The sequence below is a fragment of the Amphritea sp. genome (assembly GCF_050300915.1).
In the GTDB taxonomy this organism is placed as follows: Bacteria; Pseudomonadota; Gammaproteobacteria; order Pseudomonadales; family Balneatricaceae; genus Amphritea.
In genome coordinates, this window is the sequence record NZ_JBNKYN010000090.1 from 1 (window position 1) to 18,027 (window position 18,027).

The 18,027-nt window shown below is 50.6% G+C and carries 15 protein-coding genes and 1 pseudogene; 9 read left to right on the forward strand and 7 right to left on the reverse strand.

From position 1 onward, the window contains the following. A pseudogene (locus ACQY8X_RS18150) lies at positions 1 to 320 on the forward strand (threonine ammonia-lyase, biosynthetic); the annotation flags it as partial. Between the two features lie 81 nt (positions 321 to 401). On the opposite strand, the gene ACQY8X_RS18155 reads toward ACQY8X_RS18150, so the two are convergent. The 4 genes from ACQY8X_RS18155 to ACQY8X_RS18170 form a co-directional block, all read right to left on the reverse strand. Continuing rightward, a complete protein-coding gene (locus tag ACQY8X_RS18155; RefSeq protein WP_428036544.1) occupies positions 402 to 902 on the reverse strand; it encodes a hypothetical protein in 501 nt (166 codons plus the stop codon). A gap of 175 nt (positions 903 to 1,077) precedes the next feature. Next, a complete protein-coding gene (locus tag ACQY8X_RS18160) occupies positions 1,078 to 2,475 on the reverse strand; it encodes a TRAP transporter large permease (RefSeq protein WP_428036545.1) in 1,398 nt (465 codons plus the stop codon). After that, positions 2,472 to 3,053: a TRAP transporter small permease gene (locus tag ACQY8X_RS18165; RefSeq protein ID WP_428036546.1), complete on the reverse strand. Its 582-nt coding sequence runs from the start codon at positions 3,051 to 3,053 to the stop codon at positions 2,472 to 2,474. The genes ACQY8X_RS18160 and ACQY8X_RS18165 overlap by 4 nt, the downstream gene beginning before the upstream one ends. 241 nt (positions 3,054 to 3,294) lie before the next feature. Beyond that, on the reverse strand, positions 3,295 to 4,278 hold the full coding sequence (locus ACQY8X_RS18170) for a TRAP transporter substrate-binding protein (protein WP_428036547.1): 984 nt from the start codon (positions 4,276 to 4,278) through the stop codon (positions 3,295 to 3,297). Positions 4,279 to 4,686: 408 nt separating this feature from the next. Here ACQY8X_RS18170 and ACQY8X_RS18175 point away from each other — a divergent pair, with 408 nt between their 5' ends. Then, a complete protein-coding gene (locus ACQY8X_RS18175) occupies positions 4,687 to 6,282 on the forward strand; it encodes a methyl-accepting chemotaxis protein (RefSeq protein ID WP_428036548.1) in 1,596 nt (531 codons plus the stop codon). A gap of 101 nt (positions 6,283 to 6,383) precedes the next feature. Here the strand turns inward: ACQY8X_RS18175 and ACQY8X_RS18180 are convergent, their stop codons facing one another. Both ACQY8X_RS18180 and ACQY8X_RS18185 read right to left on the reverse strand, forming a co-directional pair. Further along, a complete protein-coding gene (locus tag ACQY8X_RS18180) occupies positions 6,384 to 7,760 on the reverse strand; it encodes a sigma-54-dependent transcriptional regulator (RefSeq protein WP_428036549.1) in 1,377 nt (458 codons plus the stop codon). Positions 7,761 to 7,791: 31 nt separating this feature from the next. After that, the gene (locus ACQY8X_RS18185; RefSeq protein ID WP_428036550.1) at positions 7,792 to 10,035 is read right to left on the reverse strand and encodes an ATP-binding protein; all 2,244 of its coding nucleotides are present in this window, start codon (positions 10,033 to 10,035) and stop codon (positions 7,792 to 7,794) included. 329 nt (positions 10,036 to 10,364) lie between these two features. Here ACQY8X_RS18185 and pyk point away from each other — a divergent pair, with 329 nt between their 5' ends. Together pyk and gshA are read left to right on the forward strand one after the other, a co-directional pair. Then, positions 10,365 to 11,798 (forward strand): pyruvate kinase, encoded by a 1,434-nt coding sequence (pyk, locus tag ACQY8X_RS18190; protein WP_428036551.1) that lies wholly within the window; start codon positions 10,365 to 10,367, stop codon positions 11,796 to 11,798. Between the two features lie 168 nt (positions 11,799 to 11,966). Beyond that, complete coding sequence (gshA, locus tag ACQY8X_RS18195) at positions 11,967 to 13,532, forward strand: glutamate--cysteine ligase (RefSeq protein WP_428036552.1); 1,566 nt, start codon at positions 11,967 to 11,969, stop codon at positions 13,530 to 13,532. 74 nt (positions 13,533 to 13,606) lie between these two features. Here gshA and ACQY8X_RS18200 read toward each other — a convergent pair whose 3' ends face one another. Then, positions 13,607 to 14,005, reverse strand: coding sequence for a flagellar basal body-associated FliL family protein (locus tag ACQY8X_RS18200; protein WP_428036553.1), 399 nt, complete (start codon positions 14,003 to 14,005; stop codon positions 13,607 to 13,609). A 312-nt stretch (positions 14,006 to 14,317) separates the two neighbouring features. Between ACQY8X_RS18200 and rsd the strand changes: the two genes are divergently transcribed. The 5 genes from rsd (at position 14,318) to ACQY8X_RS18225 (ending at position 17,913) form a co-directional block, all read left to right on the forward strand. Then, the gene (rsd, locus tag ACQY8X_RS18205) at positions 14,318 to 14,800 is read left to right on the forward strand and encodes a sigma D regulator (protein ID WP_428036554.1); all 483 of its coding nucleotides are present in this window, start codon (positions 14,318 to 14,320) and stop codon (positions 14,798 to 14,800) included. A gap of 58 nt (positions 14,801 to 14,858) precedes the next feature. After that, complete coding sequence (locus ACQY8X_RS18210) at positions 14,859 to 15,839, forward strand: WD40 repeat domain-containing protein (protein ID WP_428036555.1); 981 nt, start codon at positions 14,859 to 14,861, stop codon at positions 15,837 to 15,839. Positions 15,840 to 16,139: 300 nt separating this feature from the next. Further along, on the forward strand, positions 16,140 to 16,517 hold the full coding sequence (locus ACQY8X_RS18215) for a hypothetical protein (protein WP_428036556.1): 378 nt from the start codon (positions 16,140 to 16,142) through the stop codon (positions 16,515 to 16,517). A gap of 630 nt (positions 16,518 to 17,147) precedes the next feature. Next, positions 17,148 to 17,372 (forward strand): hypothetical protein, encoded by a 225-nt coding sequence (locus tag ACQY8X_RS18220; RefSeq protein WP_428036557.1) that lies wholly within the window; start codon positions 17,148 to 17,150, stop codon positions 17,370 to 17,372. A 208-nt stretch (positions 17,373 to 17,580) separates the two neighbouring features. After that, positions 17,581 to 17,913, forward strand: a complete 333-nt coding sequence (locus tag ACQY8X_RS18225) for a YMGG-like glycine zipper-containing protein (RefSeq protein WP_428036558.1) — start codon at positions 17,581 to 17,583, stop codon at positions 17,911 to 17,913. The last annotated feature ends 114 nt before the right edge of the window (positions 17,914 to 18,027 follow it).

Genomic DNA, 18,027 nt, shown 5'->3' on the forward strand with positions numbered 1-18,027 from the left:
CAGACAACGAGATGGCGAAACTGCATGTCCGCTATATGGTTGGTGGTCATGCACCGGAGTCAGTCACCAATGAGGTGCTCTACCGTTTTGAATTTCCGGAGCGTCCCGGTGCGCTGATGAACTTCCTGAAAAAGCTGGGGGGGCGCTGGAACATCTCAATGTTCCACTACCGTAACCATGGTGCAGCCTATGGCCGGGTATTGGTCGGACTCCAGGTACCTGAAGATGAGCGGCCACAGGTTGCTGAATTTCTCAGCGATATCGGTTACAACTATTGGGAAGAAACTGACAACCCGGCCTACAAGCTGTTTCTTGGCTGACAGATACCGCTTCTCGTATACGACACAAAAAAACGCACCTCGGTGCGTTTTTTTATATGCCAAGAAAATCTGTAGGATTGGTTATGGCATCTCCGGGGAATGCTCAAACTTATCGGTAAAAAAAGCCTTCAGCACAAACAGCAAAATCGATGCAGTACCCCAGCTCAAGCCAACCACAACACCGAAATCAATAATCCCCCGCCACGGCTGCTGCAGCATATGCACTAACTGAATCAGGGTGATAATACCCAGCAACAAACAGTAGGTAATGATCATCCGCTTGCGTCTGATATGGAAAAAACCCATACAAAACAAGGGTGCCAGCACCAATCGCAACGGCGTTACATTATCCCGCAGATAGAGTAACCGGGCAGCCACCCTCGGCGAATAGGCCCGCTGAAAACCTTTATAGCCCTCAGCAAACCCCATAAACAGCACACTAAACACCAGCGCAGCCCAGTGATACCAGCTCAGAGAGTAAGCAAACGTATCCAGTCCGATAGTACCGATGCGCACAATGGCATTGCCAAAGATAAAAGCAATGCCAATAAAACCCCAAACAACAGCAACATATCCCAGCACGATAAACCCATCAGCAATTGATCAACAGGCTGGCAATTATAATGGATTCCAAATTTTCTGACGACATAAAAAAAACCGCCTATTCAGTGAGAATAAGCGGCCCTAAAAGCTATTCATCCGGATTGGGCAGATGAAAGGCGGATGGTAATCTTAAAAAGAGATCACCACGATCAGGTTAATAACCCTTTAACTGATCAATATATTCCGGCAGGAACAGAGATATCTGCGGCACATAAGTAATCAGCATCAGGAACATCAGCAACAGGCTTAACCATGGCAGACACGCCTTGATAACCCAGATCATATTCTTGCCAGTTATCCCTGCCGTGACAAACAGGTTGAGCCCCACTGGCGGTGTGAGCATACCGATCTCCATGTTCACCACCATGATGATACCCAGATGGATCGGATCGATACCCAGCTTCATGGCGATCGGGAACAGAATGGGCGCCATGATCAGCAGAATTGCGGAAGGCTCCATAAAGTTACCGGCGATCAGCAACAGAATATTCACCACGATCAGGAAGCCCCAGGCAGGCAGACCCCAGTGAACGATGGTTTCAGCGATCTGGTGAGGAATCCGCTCAGTCGTCAGGACGTGGGCAAACAGCATCGCGTTCGCAATAATAAACAGCAACATCAGGGACACTTTTGACGCATCCAGGATAACTTTGCGAACTTCTGGGTGACGAATCGACTTAGGAATCGCCCAGAGCATCTGCAGCAGATTGCGTACTACAGCGGAAGCCAGCGCCTCTCCCTCATTGCGCCATGCGATCCCTTTCATCGGACCAATATCCCGATACCCCAGTACCGATACCATATAGGCATACACAGCCGCTACCGCAGCCGCCTCGGTTGGGCTGGCAATACCGCCGTAGATAGACCCCAGCACGATGATAATCAGCATCAGGCCGCCGAGAGCGATCAGGAATGATTTACCCAGCTTAGCGACACCCGGGAAAGGTTCTGCCGGCAGTTTCATAATCCGGGCAGCGATATAGATGGCGATCATCAGAATACCGCCCATCATCAGACCGGGGATAAATCCAGCCATAAACATCCGCGATGCGGACACCTCGGTCGCCGCAGCATAAACCAGCATGACGATTGAGGGCGGAATCAGAATCCCCAGAGTACCGGCATTGGCGATTACACCTGCGGCAAACGATTCTGGATAACCAGAGCGCACCATTCCCGCAATAACGATGGTACCAATCGCAGCCACCGTAGCAGGTGATGATCCGGAAACTGCGGCAAACAGCATACAGGCCAACACCGACGCCATGGCTAAACCACCACGGATATGTCCGACACTGTCAACAGCAAAGTTGATCAGCCGCTTTGCTACACCACCGGTTGAGAGAAATGCCGATGACAGGATAAAGAACGGAATCGCCAGCAGCGTATAGTGTTCAGAGGTCGCTTCAAACAGCTTCAGTGAGATGGATGCCAGCGAGTCGTGAGAGAACATCAGGATCGTTGCCACACTGGACAGACCCAGCGCAATTGCGATCGGCATGCCCATAAACATGCAGGCAAACAGGATGATAAATAGTGCAGCAGTGGTCATGACCGCTCTCCCTTATTGCTTGTATCTGCGGCCTGCTCTTTGGCGTCAAGCCCCTGCAGCTCTTTGGCGAGTTCCATACTCTCTTCAGCTTCATCGCTAAAGTGGAAACCATCCGCCTCTTTGGTGATAACTTTCCAGCCCAGCTGCAAAAAGCGCACGATCAACATAACAAAGCCAATCACCAGTATGCTCATCGCCAGCCATTTAGGCACCGGCATATCTTCCAGCTCGATACCGATCATCTTCATCTTGCTCAGATAGATCCAAGAGCCATAGAGAAACAATCCGCAATAGATCAGACAGAGAACAACCGCCAGCAGCGTGAAAAAACGGTGAGCCTTGGTAGGCAGCAATTTGACGAATACATCGACGCCGATATGCGCGCCCACTTTGACACCATAAGACGCGCCGTACAGCACAAACCAGGCAGCCAGCAGCAGGGTCAGCTCCTGAGCCCAGTGGATGCCGGAGTTAAAACCGAAGCGCATCACCACCTCAGCAAATACCAGCAGCGTCATCGCTACCAGCAGCAGGGAGAGGAATGCCTCTTCCAGTTGTGTCACCAGATTACGAACCATAACGGCCCCCTTAGAACGACAGAGTAACGTCAGCTAACAGCAACGACTCTGTAAATCTTATTATTGTGCTTGCACCACAGGACAGCCTTGCAGCAAATCAGCAAGAACCGCAGAGCCAACGTGACTCTCCTGTACAGCCTCACAAGTCGTTTAGAGTATTTGAGGAGGCTGCAACGGGGCCTATACATCCCGTTGCAGCAAGAGCATCCGGCCCTCCAGAGAGGAAGACCGGAAAACCAGATTACTGGTTAGACGCTTCTGCAGCGTCAATCAGATCCTGACCGATAGCATCAGCAAACTGCGTCCAGACCGGCTTCATAGCGGTAACCCACTGAGCACGTTCTTCAGGAGTCATCTCGATCACTTCAGACCGTTTAGAGTCAATGATCGCCTGCTTGTCGTCACTATCTTTCTGGGCGGCAATGCTATTGCCGTAGGCAATTGACTCATCCAGCGCTTTTTTCAGCTCAGAACGCATATCATCATCCAGGCTGTTCCAGAACTCGGCAGAAGTCACGACCATGTAGTCCAGTACACCGTGGTTAGACTCGGTGATGTAGGGCTGAACTTCATAGAATTTTTTAGAGTAGATGTTTGACCAGGTATTTTCCTGACCATCAATCGCTTGGGTTTGCAGCAGGGTGAATACCTCAGAGAACGGCTTCTTCAGTGGCACCGCATCAACCGCTTCAAACTGCGCCTGCAGCACATCAGAGGTCATAATACGAAACTTCTTACCGCTTACATCCGCAGGCACTCTGATTGGATTGCTGGCAGACAGCTGTTTCATACCGTTGTGCAGGTAACCCAGACCGACCAGGCCTTTTGACTCAAGTGAAGTCAGCATCTCCTGACCAACCGGGCCACTCTGGAAGCGTTCTACCGCAGCCATATCCTTAAACAGGAACGGCAGATCGAACAACTGCAGGCTATCGGTATACTTCTGGAACTTGGACAGTGCTGGCGCCGCCATCTGCACATCGCCCAGCAGCATTGCTTCCAGAACCTTGTTATCACCAAACAGCTGTGAACTTGGGAAAACCTTAACTTCAGCTTTGCCCGCCAGACGCTCAGCCACCAGCTCAGCAAACTTATTCGCCATCTGACCTTTTGGGGTGTTTTCCGCCACTACATGTGAGAACTTAATTTCGATCGGTGCAGCCATCACAGATGTTGCACCAAGAGTCAGAGCCATTGCCGTAACGGCAGCAGATAATAAACGCATTTTGCATCTCCAGTTTTTTTAATTATTCTGGCGCTTTTTCGGGTCTAACAGCAGAACCCACGCTCAGTTATAAACTCAACAGGATAAAAGCAAAGTGCAGGCCAAACTTTAAATTTTGTTGAAATTAAATTTTATATCCTTTAAAAACAGAATGTTATAAATACCATTTACAGAGCCAACAGTACTATCAATTAATCCACATAGGCGAACTTTCACCCAAACACCCCCATAACACCGGGGGGATTTCCACCCAATACAACCACTGAAGCCGGTCATCCAGGCCGATCACTGCGCGAAAAGTGTCGCAATTTAGTACTCAAAATGCTGATATAGTTTGTCGCACCGCCCCTTACGGATAGGGTATATTAGTGAAGAAACCAGAGTCGACAATCACCCGGATAATAGAACATGGCGATCCAAACAAAAGTAAATCTCAGCCTGGCATTTGTTTTCTTAATCGTTCTTATTACATCAATTTCAGTCATCTATCGCAGTGAAACTAACCTGTCCTCCGATATCGCGCTGAAAAACACCCAGAATACCGCTGAAGCCTACTTTGACAGTATCAATATCATGATGCTGAGCGGTGCCATGGCAAACCGGCAGACTCTGCAATCAAAGATTCTCGGCAATACTGAACTGACCGAAGCCCGCATTATTCGCGGCGAGCCAGTTAGCGCGATGTATGGCGAAGGCACGCCTGACTCACATATTCAGGATGATCTGGACAGACGGGCAATGAATGGTGAAACCATTGCGGTCGAACTGGATGATGAGAAAGGTCACCGTATGACCGTTGTCCGGCCGATGCACGCCAGTTCAAACTATAAAGGCACTAACTGCCTCACCTGCCACCTGGTTGAAGAGGGCACTATCCTTGGCGCTGTGCGGGTTACCTATTCATTCGAAAACCTTGATAAGCATATTTCAACCAATATCCGCAATATTGCCCTGGTGGAGCTGGGCATGTTTATCGCAGCACTGCTCCTCGTGGGCTGGATGATTCATCGCATCGTACTTAAACCGATCAACAAGATGAATGACACCATTCGGGATATTGAACAAAATGCAGACCTTACCCAACAACTGACCATCGATTCTAATGATGAAATCGGCCAGATGTCCGCCTCGTTCAACAGTATGTTAAAAACCTTCCATGACAGCATCGAGCATGTAGTGCAATCGATTGCGATGTTGGGACAGTGCAGCCAGCAGATCACCGATGTCACTGAGATGGCGAATGTCGGCACCGAAAAACAGATCAGTCGCGCTGAAGCAGTAACCAATGCGATGATTGCGATGGATGGTGCCACACAGAATGTCTCTGCCACGGCGGACGTCACCATTAAGGCCTCCGACAAAGCCCTGCAGGAAACTCGCAGCGGTGTCGAAATCACCTCCGGCACCGTGAAAAAGATCGAGGCACTGCAACAACAGATCAAGCACGCTACCGATGTCATTGTTCAGCTGGAACAGCAAAGCTATAACATCGATGCGGTTCTGAGCGTTATTCAGGATATCGCTGAGCAAACCAACCTGCTGGCACTTAACGCGGCCATTGAAGCTGCCCGTGCAGGAGAACAGGGACGCGGATTTGCCGTGGTGGCCGATGAAGTACGCACACTTTCTCAGCGTACACAGAATGCTACCGTTGAAATCAATGGCATCATCAGCTCATTGCAGCAGAACGCCAAAGGGGCTGCCCAGGTAATGGGCCAGGCCAGCGCTGCGACCGAATCCAATGTAAAAGAGATTCAGGAGACCTCGGTGGTTCTCTTTAACATTCAGAAAGAGATGGAAGCGATCGCAGACACCAACCACAGCATCTCGGAGTCGGTAAAACAGAGCAGTGCCGCCACCCTGGAGATCGAAAGCGCGGTTAATGAGATCAATGAGGGCAGCGATCATGCCAAGGAACGGGTGACACGTCTGTCCGCCATCTCGGTCCAGATTAACAACCTGGCAAACGAACTGGAAAAGCGCGCCAAACAGTTCAAACTCTGATCCACCCCTGTTGGGCACAAACATAAACGGCAGCCATCGGGCTGCCGTTTTCATCTCTGCTATTTAACGCTGTGATTAACAGCACCTAAAAGCAGTACCGCCTATTTATAGTCTTTCTTATCCAACCCATATTTTTTCATTTTGTCATACAGGGTTTTACGCGGCAGGCCCAGCGTCTCCTGCGTCTGCTTCAACGAACCGTTGTTGCGGGACAGTTCCTCTTCAAGCACCAGCTTTTCAAACTGTTCAACCTGATCAGGCAGGCTTCTGCGTGTCGAAGAGGCGGACTCCGCCACCCCGACAACCTCAAAGTTATAGGCTGGCCCAAGCAACACGTAGCGCTCAGCAATATTACGCAGCTCACGAACATTACCTGGCCAGTGATGTGCCACCAGCGCGCGGATATTCTCGGCACTCAACTGCGGCACCTCTTTCTGATACTGCGCCGATGCGATCAACGCAAAGTGCTGAAACAGCATCGGGATATCTTCCCGCCGCTCCCGTAGCGGAGGAATTTCCAGGCTGACAACATTCAGACGGTAATACAGATCTTCACGATAATCGCCCCGCTCGCTAAGCTCTTTCAGATCAACCTTAGTGGCAGCAACCACCCGGATATCCAGCGGAATCAGTTCATTGGATCCCAACCGCTCAATTTTCCGCTCTTCGAGTACACGTAACAGCTTAACCTGCAGAGAGAGCGACATACTCTCTATCTCGTCGAGAAACAGAGTGCCGCCGTTGGCATGTTCAAACTTACCGATACGACGGCTTTTAGCGTCAGTAAAGGCGCCTTTCTCATGGCCAAACAGTTCGCTTTCAATCAGATGTTCAGGCACCGCCCCGCAGTTGATGGCAACAAAGTTTTTCTCCCGGCGATTGCTGTGCTCATGGATATAACGGGCCACCAGATCCTTACCCGACCCGGTTTCAGCCTGAACCAGAATATCAGCAGGCGTATCGGCGATCTGCTGGATCATCGCCCGGAGCTGCTTAATCCGCGGGGAGTTACCAATAATGCGCGGCCCGATCCCCCCCTGGGCCTCCAGCGCTTTACGCAACGCCCGGTTTTCCAGTGTCAGTTGACGTTTCTCGGCAGCCCGGCGCACCACATCATTAAGCAGTTCAGAGGAGAAGGGCTTCTCGATAAAATCATAGGCACCATCACGCATCGCACTCACCGCCATGGAGATGTCACCATGCCCGGTGATCAGAATGACCGGCAGGTCGGTATCAATCGTCATGATGCGTTGCATCAGTTGAAGACCATCAATACCCGGCATATTGATATCACTAACCACCACACCCGGCCAATCCGCACTCAGCAGTGCCAGCGCCTTTTCTGCACAGTCGGCGGTAAACACCTCATAACCGGCCAGCTCCAGCGTCTGTGCCGCCGCCAGCCGGATATGCTTTTCATCATCGACCAGCAGAATCTGATGGGGTTGAAGCTGTTCAGCCGGAGTTTCTAAATTCATCAGTCGCTCTTACTCTGTGAAAAAATTCTTTTCATTCTAACCCGACTACGCTGGCTGGCGCATCCGCCGTTGGCAGGTTGATGGTAAATACGGCCCCCCCAAGAGGATGATTCGCGACGCTCAGCTGACCATCCATCGACTCAATAATCCGATGGGATATCGACAAACCCAGCCCCAATCCCTGCCCCGCTTTCTTGGTCGTATAAAAGGGTTCGAACACTTTGCCCAGCTCAGACTGGGGAATCCCCGGCCCATGATCCCGAAAACAGATATTCAGCCGATCCTGCTGGCGCTCGATACTGATTTCTATCCATTTTTCCGTGCCACCTTCCATCGCCTGCAACGCATTACTGATGAGATTAACCACCACCTGCTCCAGGCGCAGCATATCCCCGAGAACAAACACCTGATCCAGCTTATCGGGCCATTCAATTTTGACATTTGCCCGATCCAGCCGGCCATACATAATTGACATCGCACCATCACGCACGGCCTTCAGACTCACCAGGGTTGACTGACCGGAGGTCTTCCGGGAAAACTCTTTTAACGGGGCAATAATCTTTGCCATGCGCACAGTCAGCCCGCTGATCTCCTGAAGATTACTGCCAACCTGTTCAGTTTTACCTAATTTAAGAAATGAAAGGGCGTTGTCTGCATAGCTGCGAATAGCCGTCAACGGCTGGTTCAGTTCATGATTAATGCCCGCCGACATCTGTCCTATCACCGCCAGCTTCGCGGTCTGAATCAGCTCGTTCTGGGTGTTTTTATGCTCCTCTACTTCCTGTAACAACCGCTCATTTGCCCGGGTCAGGTCCTGAGTCCGCTCAGATACCCGCTGTTCCAGCTGATCCCGGGCTTCACGCAGTTGTTCCTCATTCTCTTTACGCTCGGTAATATCATGAATGGTGACAACAAAACGGTTGGCGCTGCTATCGGACATCCGGCCGATAATCAGCTCAACCGGGAACTGAGATCCATCCGCGCGCACACTGGAAACCTCAACCATCAGTTCATTCGGCTGATTGTCATCCCCCTCATGAGAGATATGTTGCCAGCATACTGCCCGGTCCTGATGGCCGATCAGCTTGCTGAAATACTCTCCGGCAATCACTTCGGAACGATAACCAAACAGTTTTTCTGCCGTAGGGTTAAACGACTCAATGATACCGTGAGAGTCCAGGGTGATCAGACCGGCATGGGTATTGTCAATAATCGCCCGGATACGGGCTTCACTGCGCTCCAGGGCCTGGGTTTGCTGTCGTTTGAAGCGGGTTCGTTCACGGCTAATTCGGCGACGCGCCAGCAACAGCAGAATAAGAAAAACCAGCGCACTGTAGATAAATCCGGCCAGCAGCGCATTATTGATCACCCGCTTTTCTACCGACTTGAGATCCGCCAGAATTGATACATTAAAGCCAGCATCCGGCACTGTTCGGGTGAGCTGCAAATACTGCCGCGCTTCAACGCCATCCAGCGCGTCATTAGCGATTGTATCGCCCTCCATCAGGGTAACAATCTCACCCTTGCGCAGGGCTTTGCGCTCAACAATCGACAGCGATGTCAGCGCATGATCACCATATCGCAGACTGGAAACAATGCGTTGCAAATCAACGTGTGACAGGGGTTTAAGAGTCCGAAACTTCCACTCTGCACGGGTACTGATAAAGATAACGCCATCTTCATCGGTAACCAGAATATCGGTCAGCGGATCACTCCAGTCGGTCTCTATATCGTCGAGATCGATCTTAACGACGATAACCCCCAGAATCGTGCCGCGGTATTCAACCGGATAGGAGAAGAAATATCCCCGTTTCTTAGAGGTTGTGCCCAACGCAAAATAGTGGCCGGAACGCCCCGCCATCGCATCCCGGAAATAGGGCCGGAAAGAAAAGTTACGCCCGACAAAGGTCTGCGGTTTCGACCAGTTACTGGCCGCCAGGGTCGTACCCTCGGTATCCATCAGGTAGGTATCGGAAGCACCGATGGTATCGTTGACTTTCTCCAGATAGAGATTGGCCCCATGAATCCCCTCACTGCCCGGCAGTAACAGAAGGTTTACCAGCTCTGAATGAGTGGATAGCAGCTTGGGCAGATCTTTATAACGATCCAGCTCCTGCTGCAGGCTGAGAGTATAACGGTTAAGATCGGCAGACGCAGTATGCTGCAGATCCTCAATTGCCCGCGAACGGGTGATCGCAACCGTCTGATAGATCACCAGCATGAACAACGCGGCTAATAACAGCATCAGCAGCAGACGTAGTCGTGTTCTTATCACTTAACACCCTGTAGCTAAATTACAAAATATTGATGACGGCTAACAGACATAGATAAAAAAGTATAAATTAGACGTACAAAAAACAAATTCCTGTAATATAATTACAAGATACTTATTTAAGCGCTAACCTCTTTTCCATGTTCTGCCAACAATCAGCACTAAGCAAAGTTAACCAGCGCCCCACTCAGCCACAGGTTATACCCGATGCTTGAAATACTATTGTCTGCCCCCTATCTTTTAGTAGAGCGTATCTTTCAATAGATCTTACAATAGAAATCACATCTAAAGTCTAACAGGTAAAACCCCACCGTCTACCGGATATCTGAATCATGCTAAAACGCACCAAAATTGTTGCTACTCTGGGCCCTTCTACTGATAAACCTGGGATTCTCGAGCAGATGATACGCTCCGGCGTCAATGTTGTCCGACTCAACTTTTCCCACGGCAGTGCAGATGATCACCGTCGTCGCGCCCTGGAAGTGCGCGAAATTTCAACCCGCCTGGCGATTCCGGTAGCTATCCTTGGTGACCTGCAGGGGCCCAAGATCCGTATCTCCCGTTTTAAAGAGGGCAAAATCAAACTCGCAGTCGGCGACCATTTCGCCCTCGACTCATCACTGGATACTGACGCTGGAGATCAGCAACAGGTGGGTATCGACTATAAAGCGCTGCCGGGTGACAGTCGTCCCGGTGATATTTTGCTGCTTGATGATGGCCGGGTGCAGTTTAAAGTAATCGATGTGCAGGGAACCCGAATCAACTGCGAAGTGATCATCGGCGGTCCGCTATCCAACAATAAAGGGATCAACCGTCAGGGCGGAGGCCTTTCTGCCGCAGCCCTGACCAACAAAGATAAGCAGGATATTCTGGTCGCCAGTGATATCGATATGGATTACGTGGCGGTCTCTTTTCCCCGCAGTTCTGCCGACCTGCATGAAGCACGACAGCTACTCGATGCTGCTGGCAGCAACGCCGAGATCATCGCCAAGGTTGAACGGGCTGAAACCGTTAGTTCGACAGAGGCTCTGGACGATATCATTCTCGCCTGCGACGGCGTCATGGTTGCCCGGGGTGACCTGGGAGTCGAGATCGGCGATGCTGAGCTGATCGGGGTGCAAAAACACCTGATCAACCGGGCCAGAGAGCTGAACCGGGTTGTAATCACCGCCACCCAGATGATGGAAACCATGATCCAGAACCCGATGCCAACCCGGGCTGAGGTGTTCGATGTTGCCAACGCTATTCTCGATGGTACCGATGCGGTAATGCTTTCCGCTGAAACCGCCGCCGGAGACTATCCGGTTGAAGTGGTACAGGCGATGACCAAGATCTGCCAGGGTGCGGAAAAACATCAGCTTTCCCGTCCGGCACCTACCAGCATCTCCCAGCAGTGTGAGCATTTTGACGAAACCATCGCCCGCTCCGCAATGTACACCGCCAACCATCTGGTCGGTGTGAAAGCGATTATCTGTCTGACTGAATCCGGCTCCACTCCTCGCTGGATGTCCCGCATCCGTTCCGGCGTGCCTATCTACGCCCTCACCCGCAGTGAAAAGTCGATGCGCCGCATGACACTGTTCCGCGGGGTTGAACCGATGCTGTTCGATGCCACCGAGATCGATATCAATGAGCTAAACGCGCAGGTGCTTGAGCACCTCAAAGACAAGCAACTGCTAAACAGTGGCGATCTGGTACTGCTCACCCGTGGCGCAGTGATTGGCAGCGGCAGCACTAACTCTATGCAGGTATTGCAGGTTCCTTAAGCACACAGTCGTCAGCACCGTGCCACAAAAACAGGCCTGGAGACCACCGTTTCCGGGCCTTTTTTGCAGCGTTTTCTGGCCACATAATTAACCGCTTTTTTACAGGGTTATGTTTGGCGCATGCTGCGCTATAATAGCGCTCTTTTTATCCGGCAAAGGTATCCTGATGTGTCTGAGGCACTGGAACAGAATCTGAAATTAATCGCCGAAAAGGGCCAGATTCTGGCGCTTGACGGCATCCTTCATGGCATTGAGAAGGAAGGGCTGCGCACTGACGCTCAGGGCTCAATCAGCCAGACAGGGCACCCCGCTTCTCTGGGTTCAGCGCTGACTCACAGCCACATTACCACGGACTACTCTGAAGCCCTGCTCGAATTTATCACGCCGGCGTTCAGAGAATCATCCGCTGCACTACAGTTTCTGCAGGAGCTGCACTGTTACACCTACCAGCACCTCGGCGACGAAGAGCTGTGGGCGGCGAGTATGCCCTGTCAGATAGCCGGTGAAGATGCTATTCAGATCGCCCGCTTTGGTAGTTCCAATGTCGGTCAGCTGAAATATATCTACAGGGTTGGTCTGGAGCACCGCTACGGTAAAATGATGCAGGCGATCGCCGGTATCCATTACAACTTCTCCCTGCCGGAAACCCTATGGCCGGTATTGCGGGAACTGCAACACAGCAATGAAAACCTGCAAGCATTTCGCTCTGCTGGGTACTTCAAGCTGATTCGTAACTTCCGCCGCTCATCCTGGCTGCTACTTTATCTGTTTGGTGCATCCCCTGCGCTGTCATCCAGCTTTATGCTCGGGCGTGACCACGACCTTGAACAGTGGGATGAGAACACCCTTTACCGCCCCTATGCGACCTCTCTACGAATGAGCGACCTGGGCTATTCGAATAAAGCCCAATCAGGCTTGAATATCTGTTTTAACCACCTGGACAGTTATATCAAAACCCTGACTCAGGCGATCAATACACCCTATCCGGCTTACGAGAAACTTGGCGTCAAAACGGATCAGGGGTATAAGCAGCTCAACAGCAACGTACTGCAGATTGAAAACGAGTATTACAGCGATATCCGCCCTAAACGGGTCGCACTGTCCGGTGAAAAACCGGTTCATGCCCTGCGTGAACGCGGCGTGGAATATATCGAAGTCCGCAATACCGACATCAACCCGTTACTGCCACTGGGTATCGACCAGCAGCAAGCCGACTTCCTCGATGCCTTTCTGGTGACCTGTCTGTTATCTGACCCCAGTGACGTGAACAGCCATGAATGCGAGCTGGTCAACCACAACAACAGTCTGGTGGTCAACCGGGGACGCGAGCCAGGCCTGACACTCACCCGCAATGATCAGCAGATCACCGTTCCCGAGTGGGGTAAACTGATTCTCAGCGATATCCACAAAACAGCGGCAATTCTGGATCAGGTGTCTGGCGATAACCGCTATTCCGATGCGGTATCGGCGCAGCAGTTAAAACTGGATAACCCACACCTCACGCCATCCGCTCAGATTCTGGACCGCATGAAAACCTCGGGACTGGGGTATGAAGCCTTCGTGTTGCAGCAAAGCCGAAAGCATCGGGATACAATTCTCAGTGCAGGTCTGAACGCTGAACAACAGCAATATCTGGAAAAGCTCGGCGTCGGCTCAGCGGAAGAACAACGGCAGATTGAATTGAGTGACAATCTGGACTTTGACACCTATCTTGCGAACTACCTGGCGCAGTAAAACCCAGCGACCAGAACGCCCATAAAAAAGCCCCACATTTACTGCGGGGCTTTTTTATTACACGCTAAGCTTAACTATTGTAATACGAAGCTGGTGAAGAACAGATCAGCAACATATGCTTCCCCCTCCTCAGCCAGCAGCACCTGTTGCACTTTCTGCAACGCTTCCTGAGCAAGAAAATGCTGCGCATCAACAGTTTTCAGTTGTTCCTCTTCCTTCGAACTCAAGAGCATCAGAATTTCATGACGTAACTCCGCCTTATGGTAGTTAACTGCATGATGAGCCGCAGGGCTGGTCACCTGAATGGTCACTTCACACTTTAAAAAACGCAGCTTTCCCGGACTGATAAAGTTGGCCACAAACGGCTTCAGCTCTATATAGTTAACATAGTCATCCGCTGCCGGCTCATCGGCCGCCCAGGCAGACTGCAACATCACTCCCAAAAACATAACCAGCAACAAACGTCTCAACATGCTTAAGCTTCCCTCTATGGCTTCAGAGCCCCGCTCTGGCCGAAATCAGTCATTCGGTAAAATCATAACACCGCTACCTTAAAAAGCGCCTCGTTTTTCACTCTCTCAATAAGCTGAGGCCTCATAGAAAACTGACAGCAACGGGTTACGCTGGTCTCTGTTGTACCATCTTTGGCAAAAAATATCAGTGCTGCACTACTAAGTTTGAGTAACGCCGGGAGAAAAGAACTCCGCTATTGCCTCTTTCACAACGATAGGATTAGTATTGGGGCACGCAGACAGCAAGAGCTGAACATAATAAGGAGGCCTGCTATGCTAGAAAAATGCCGTAATGCCCAGGAACGCTGGGGAGGTGTCAGCGACATTATTGATAACTGGCTCGAAGGACGTCAGAAACTGATCAGTTTTTTTGTGTCGTTACCGCAACAGAATGTCCAGGAAACACTGAATGACAAAATTCAGGAGTTCTGCCAGCTGATGATGGACTATATCTCATCAGGACACTTTGAAGTTTACGAACAGCTGTTAAAACAGGGCGGCGAGTTCAATGATGGCAGCCTGGAAAAAGCGCAGGAACTGTTCCCACAAATTCAGAAAAGTACGGATGCCGCACTCGATTTCAACGATACCTACTCAGACTTTGAAGGTGCCACACTACAGGAGATGTATGAACTGACCTGTCAGCTATCGTCCCTGGGAGAATCACTTGAAGAGCGTTTTTCGCTTGAAGATACCATGATCGAAATTCTCCATACCGCTCATCGCGAGCAGGTATTTGCAGAAGCTCATGCCTAGCAGGGACAGGATTAAGCTCTGAGTGATACGAATAGTGTTTAGAGGTTAGGGACAGATTATGGAGAACAGGCTTAGCGCTGTTGGTTGTGCGCTCTTAGCCACAGCAATTCTCACCGGTTGCAGTGCGGGCGATGAACCAGCTAAGTACGTTGAATACGCACTACAGGGCGCCTATTCAGCCACCCTCTCACCACAATCAAAGTATGCCGTTATCGGGTCATTTAATCATGGCGGCAGCTTATGGAACGTGACCCAGCATGAACGCCTGTATAACTGGAATCACCGTGCCGGAGAGTACAGCCTGATCGCCGCCAGCGCGTTCTCCCCGGATGAGCGCTATGCCGCCACCGCCAACCAGCAGGACCTGGTTTTATGGAATCTGAGCAACGGAAAGCCAGAAGGGTTCTGGAGCTCTCCTGCCGAGATCCTGGCCATGGATCTGTCACCCAATGGTGATTATGCCCTGCTGGGGCTGGCTGACCATACTGCAGTCTACTTCGACGTAAAACGGGGCGGCATTAAACAAACATTCCGCCACAGCGCCCGGGTGAAGTCTGTCGACCTAAGTGAAGATGCACTGCTGGCCCTCACCGGAGATGATGACTACAACGCACAGCTCTGGGACGTGCAAAGCAACAAAGTTATCCACAGTCTGAAACTCGGTAATATTGTTGATACCGTGGCACTCTCCCCCAACAAGCAACTGGCATTCAGCTCCGGCAGCCTCGACCGCGCGCTTATCTGGAGCACCCGGGATGGCCAGATACTACATACCCTGTCAGACAACCGCGACCTGTTCGGCAGGCGCCTCAGCTTCCTCTCAGCCCGCTTTTCACCGGACAACAGTCAGCTTCTCACCGGCACCGCTTCCGGCACTGTTCAGCTATGGAACACCAGCAACGGCAACCTGCTACGCAGCTGGGAGATCCATAAACGCGACCCCTACGGCCCCACCAGTACCGGCGTCTACTCGGTAGGGTTTGGCAGCGGGGTTTACTACGCGATTGGATCGAATGGGATTATCAACGAGCTTAAATAGGCGCTTCCGGCGCCTTAGTTTTTAACCACTAGAACGTTGCTTCGCGACTTGCTAGGAGCTAGACGCTTCGCTTGCTAGAAAATACGGAGAAATATTTTAGCGGCTCAATGCGTTTCCTCTCGATACAAAGCCTTTATTTACAAACGTCGAAAACTAATTCCGGACGGTTAAAGGCTGAGATAGATGTCGAGATTGAGTCTGTTTTTTGTATAATGGCAAGGCTGAAACGAAAACAGTTATCCCTGCCTAAAGCCATGAAAATTGCGCTGGAAATCGCTTATTAATCCAATTGAGTGCCCTATGAATTTAGCAGATCCTTTTGGACGCACGAAGGCCCGTCGACAGAAAGAGTATGAGTCTCTGCGCGCTTCATTAATTAAGGCAGAGATCACCACTATTGCTCAAGCCGAAACCTTGCAAGTCGATGTCCAACGTAAAAAGCGCTGGTCAATATTAGTTGCCATAGTTGCCACTACTCTGCTGTCATTAATATTTACCGAATTCAGCATCATCCTTATCTCCCTGGGTACACTCTTTTGTTTTTGGGTTTATAAAGTAACCAGCAACGGCAAAGAATATATTCAGCGTTATATTGATGAGGAACTAAGCGAAGGCTTAGACAATCAGTCAGTAAACGTTCCCACGCGGGAGCATGGGAACGAGACAAAATTAAAATAAGTGGCTAGAACGTCGCTTCGCGACTTGCTAGGGGCTAGACGCTGCGCTTGCCAGAAAAGGCGCTGATACCTTCATTGTGCGTATTCTTATATTTCTGCTTTCGCCAGAGGATATTAATGCTCAAGCTAAAAGCCCTCTTCTATACCCTGAGGGCATGCTAAAAGGCTTCTACAATAGGTTGATCAATCAGGGCAACAGAAGCCTGCAAACTCAGCAGTCATCTCAACCGTGACGAGGGCGTCACTCCCACATAAGTCAGCAGCAGGCTCCTCTGTTACGCCCCAAGCAAAAATCTATTTAAACGCTTTGTTTTTAAACGCTTTTTCTAGCAACGAGCAAGTCGCGAAGCGACGTCTAGCAAGCGGCGAAGCCGCGTCTACCCCCCCCCGGTCTCCGCCTGAAGACACAAAAATCAATTACAAATCAATAGGTTATACATACCACATGTTTTGCTGACCGCCTATGGAGACAGTAATGCTGCACTGCTGCTCTAAAAAAACATATAACCTTTTGATTTTTATAGTCTAATCCTGGTTGGCACAAAGGCTGCTTTATAAGGGACATTCCGATCAATTTTAGTAGTACGACGGATCAATCGAAAACCATAATGGAATAACTAAGGAGATTTAAATGAATATCAAAACTGTATGCGCAATCGCCCTCACTGCAGCTTCAGCAACTGTTTTTGCCGCTGACATGCCCGATTTTCAGGTAGTCGATATTAACGCTGATGGCTTTATCAGCCTGGAAGAGGCTAAAAGTGTTGAGGGGCTGGAAGAGGCATTCATCACAGCAGATCTGAATAAAGATGGTCAGCTGGATGAAGCTGAATATGATGAGGTTTCTCACGGCTAAGGCCAGACGCCGTTTTTAGGCTTCCGGGGAATCCTGGGAGCTTTGACCGTGCTTACTCTCTTTTGATTAAGCACGGCCTGCTTAAATCAGTTTAGCGCAATGTGCCAGGTTCCAATTAAGGCCTGCTTTACCTTCCGGCCTATTATCGAACCTGAGTTCAGCATTAAATACATTACCCTGAACCCCTCATAGTCAGAGCTTATATTTCATGAATATCAGATATCTTATCTTAACACTTTCAATCTTCACGGCTGAAGCGAGCGCTAACTCCACCCTGGATGCTGCTATTGGTGGCGGACTGGGTGGCGCGGTGGGTGCGGCTATCGGTAATGAAGTCAGCGGTCGCGATGGTGCCATTGTCGGCGGTGCGCTTGGTGGTGCGGTGGGTACCGCTATTAGTACGGATAAAGCCACTGATTATCAACGCTCAGAGACAAAGGTGCGCACCCGCACGATGGAAACACACATAATCCAAACGCGCTCCTCTGACAACAACGGTTACCACTGCCCTCCGGGCCAGGCGAAAAAAGGCCGCTGTTAACCATTCGGAATAATAAAAAACCGCCCAGTCAGGCGGTTTTTTTAATGTTTCTGCTAGCTACTATCCACTAGCAAGCGGCGTAGCCGCGTCTGGCAACGGCTTTTAATGCGCTAA

Excerpts from the sequence above, each read along its gene's own strand:
- ACQY8X_RS18175 (WP_428036548.1), top strand. The coding sequence starts at position 4,687 with ATGGCGATCCAAACAAAAGTAAATCTCAGCCTGGCATTTGTTTTCTTA.
- ACQY8X_RS18220 (WP_428036557.1), top strand. The coding sequence starts at position 17,148 with ATGAATATCAAAACTGTATGCGCAATCGCCCTCACTGCAGCTTCAGCA.
- ACQY8X_RS18215 (WP_428036556.1), top strand. The coding sequence starts at position 16,140 with ATGAATTTAGCAGATCCTTTTGGACGCACGAAGGCCCGTCGACAGAAA.
- ACQY8X_RS18170 (WP_428036547.1), bottom strand. The coding sequence starts at position 4,278 with ATGCGTTTATTATCTGCTGCCGTTACGGCAATGGCTCTGACTCTTGGT.
- ACQY8X_RS18160 (WP_428036545.1), bottom strand. The coding sequence starts at position 2,475 with ATGACCACTGCTGCACTATTTATCATCCTGTTTGCCTGCATGTTTATG.
- pyk (WP_428036551.1), top strand. The coding sequence starts at position 10,365 with ATGCTAAAACGCACCAAAATTGTTGCTACTCTGGGCCCTTCTACTGAT.
- ACQY8X_RS18225 (WP_428036558.1), top strand. The coding sequence starts at position 17,581 with ATGAATATCAGATATCTTATCTTAACACTTTCAATCTTCACGGCTGAA.
- rsd (WP_428036554.1), top strand. The coding sequence starts at position 14,318 with ATGCTAGAAAAATGCCGTAATGCCCAGGAACGCTGGGGAGGTGTCAGC.
- ACQY8X_RS18180 (WP_428036549.1), bottom strand. The coding sequence starts at position 7,760 with ATGAATTTAGAAACTCCGGCTGAACAGCTTCAACCCCATCAGATTCTG.
- ACQY8X_RS18210 (WP_428036555.1), top strand. The coding sequence starts at position 14,859 with ATGGAGAACAGGCTTAGCGCTGTTGGTTGTGCGCTCTTAGCCACAGCA.
- ACQY8X_RS18200 (WP_428036553.1), bottom strand. The coding sequence starts at position 14,005 with ATGTTGAGACGTTTGTTGCTGGTTATGTTTTTGGGAGTGATGTTGCAG.
- ACQY8X_RS18165 (WP_428036546.1), bottom strand. The coding sequence starts at position 3,053 with ATGGTTCGTAATCTGGTGACACAACTGGAAGAGGCATTCCTCTCCCTG.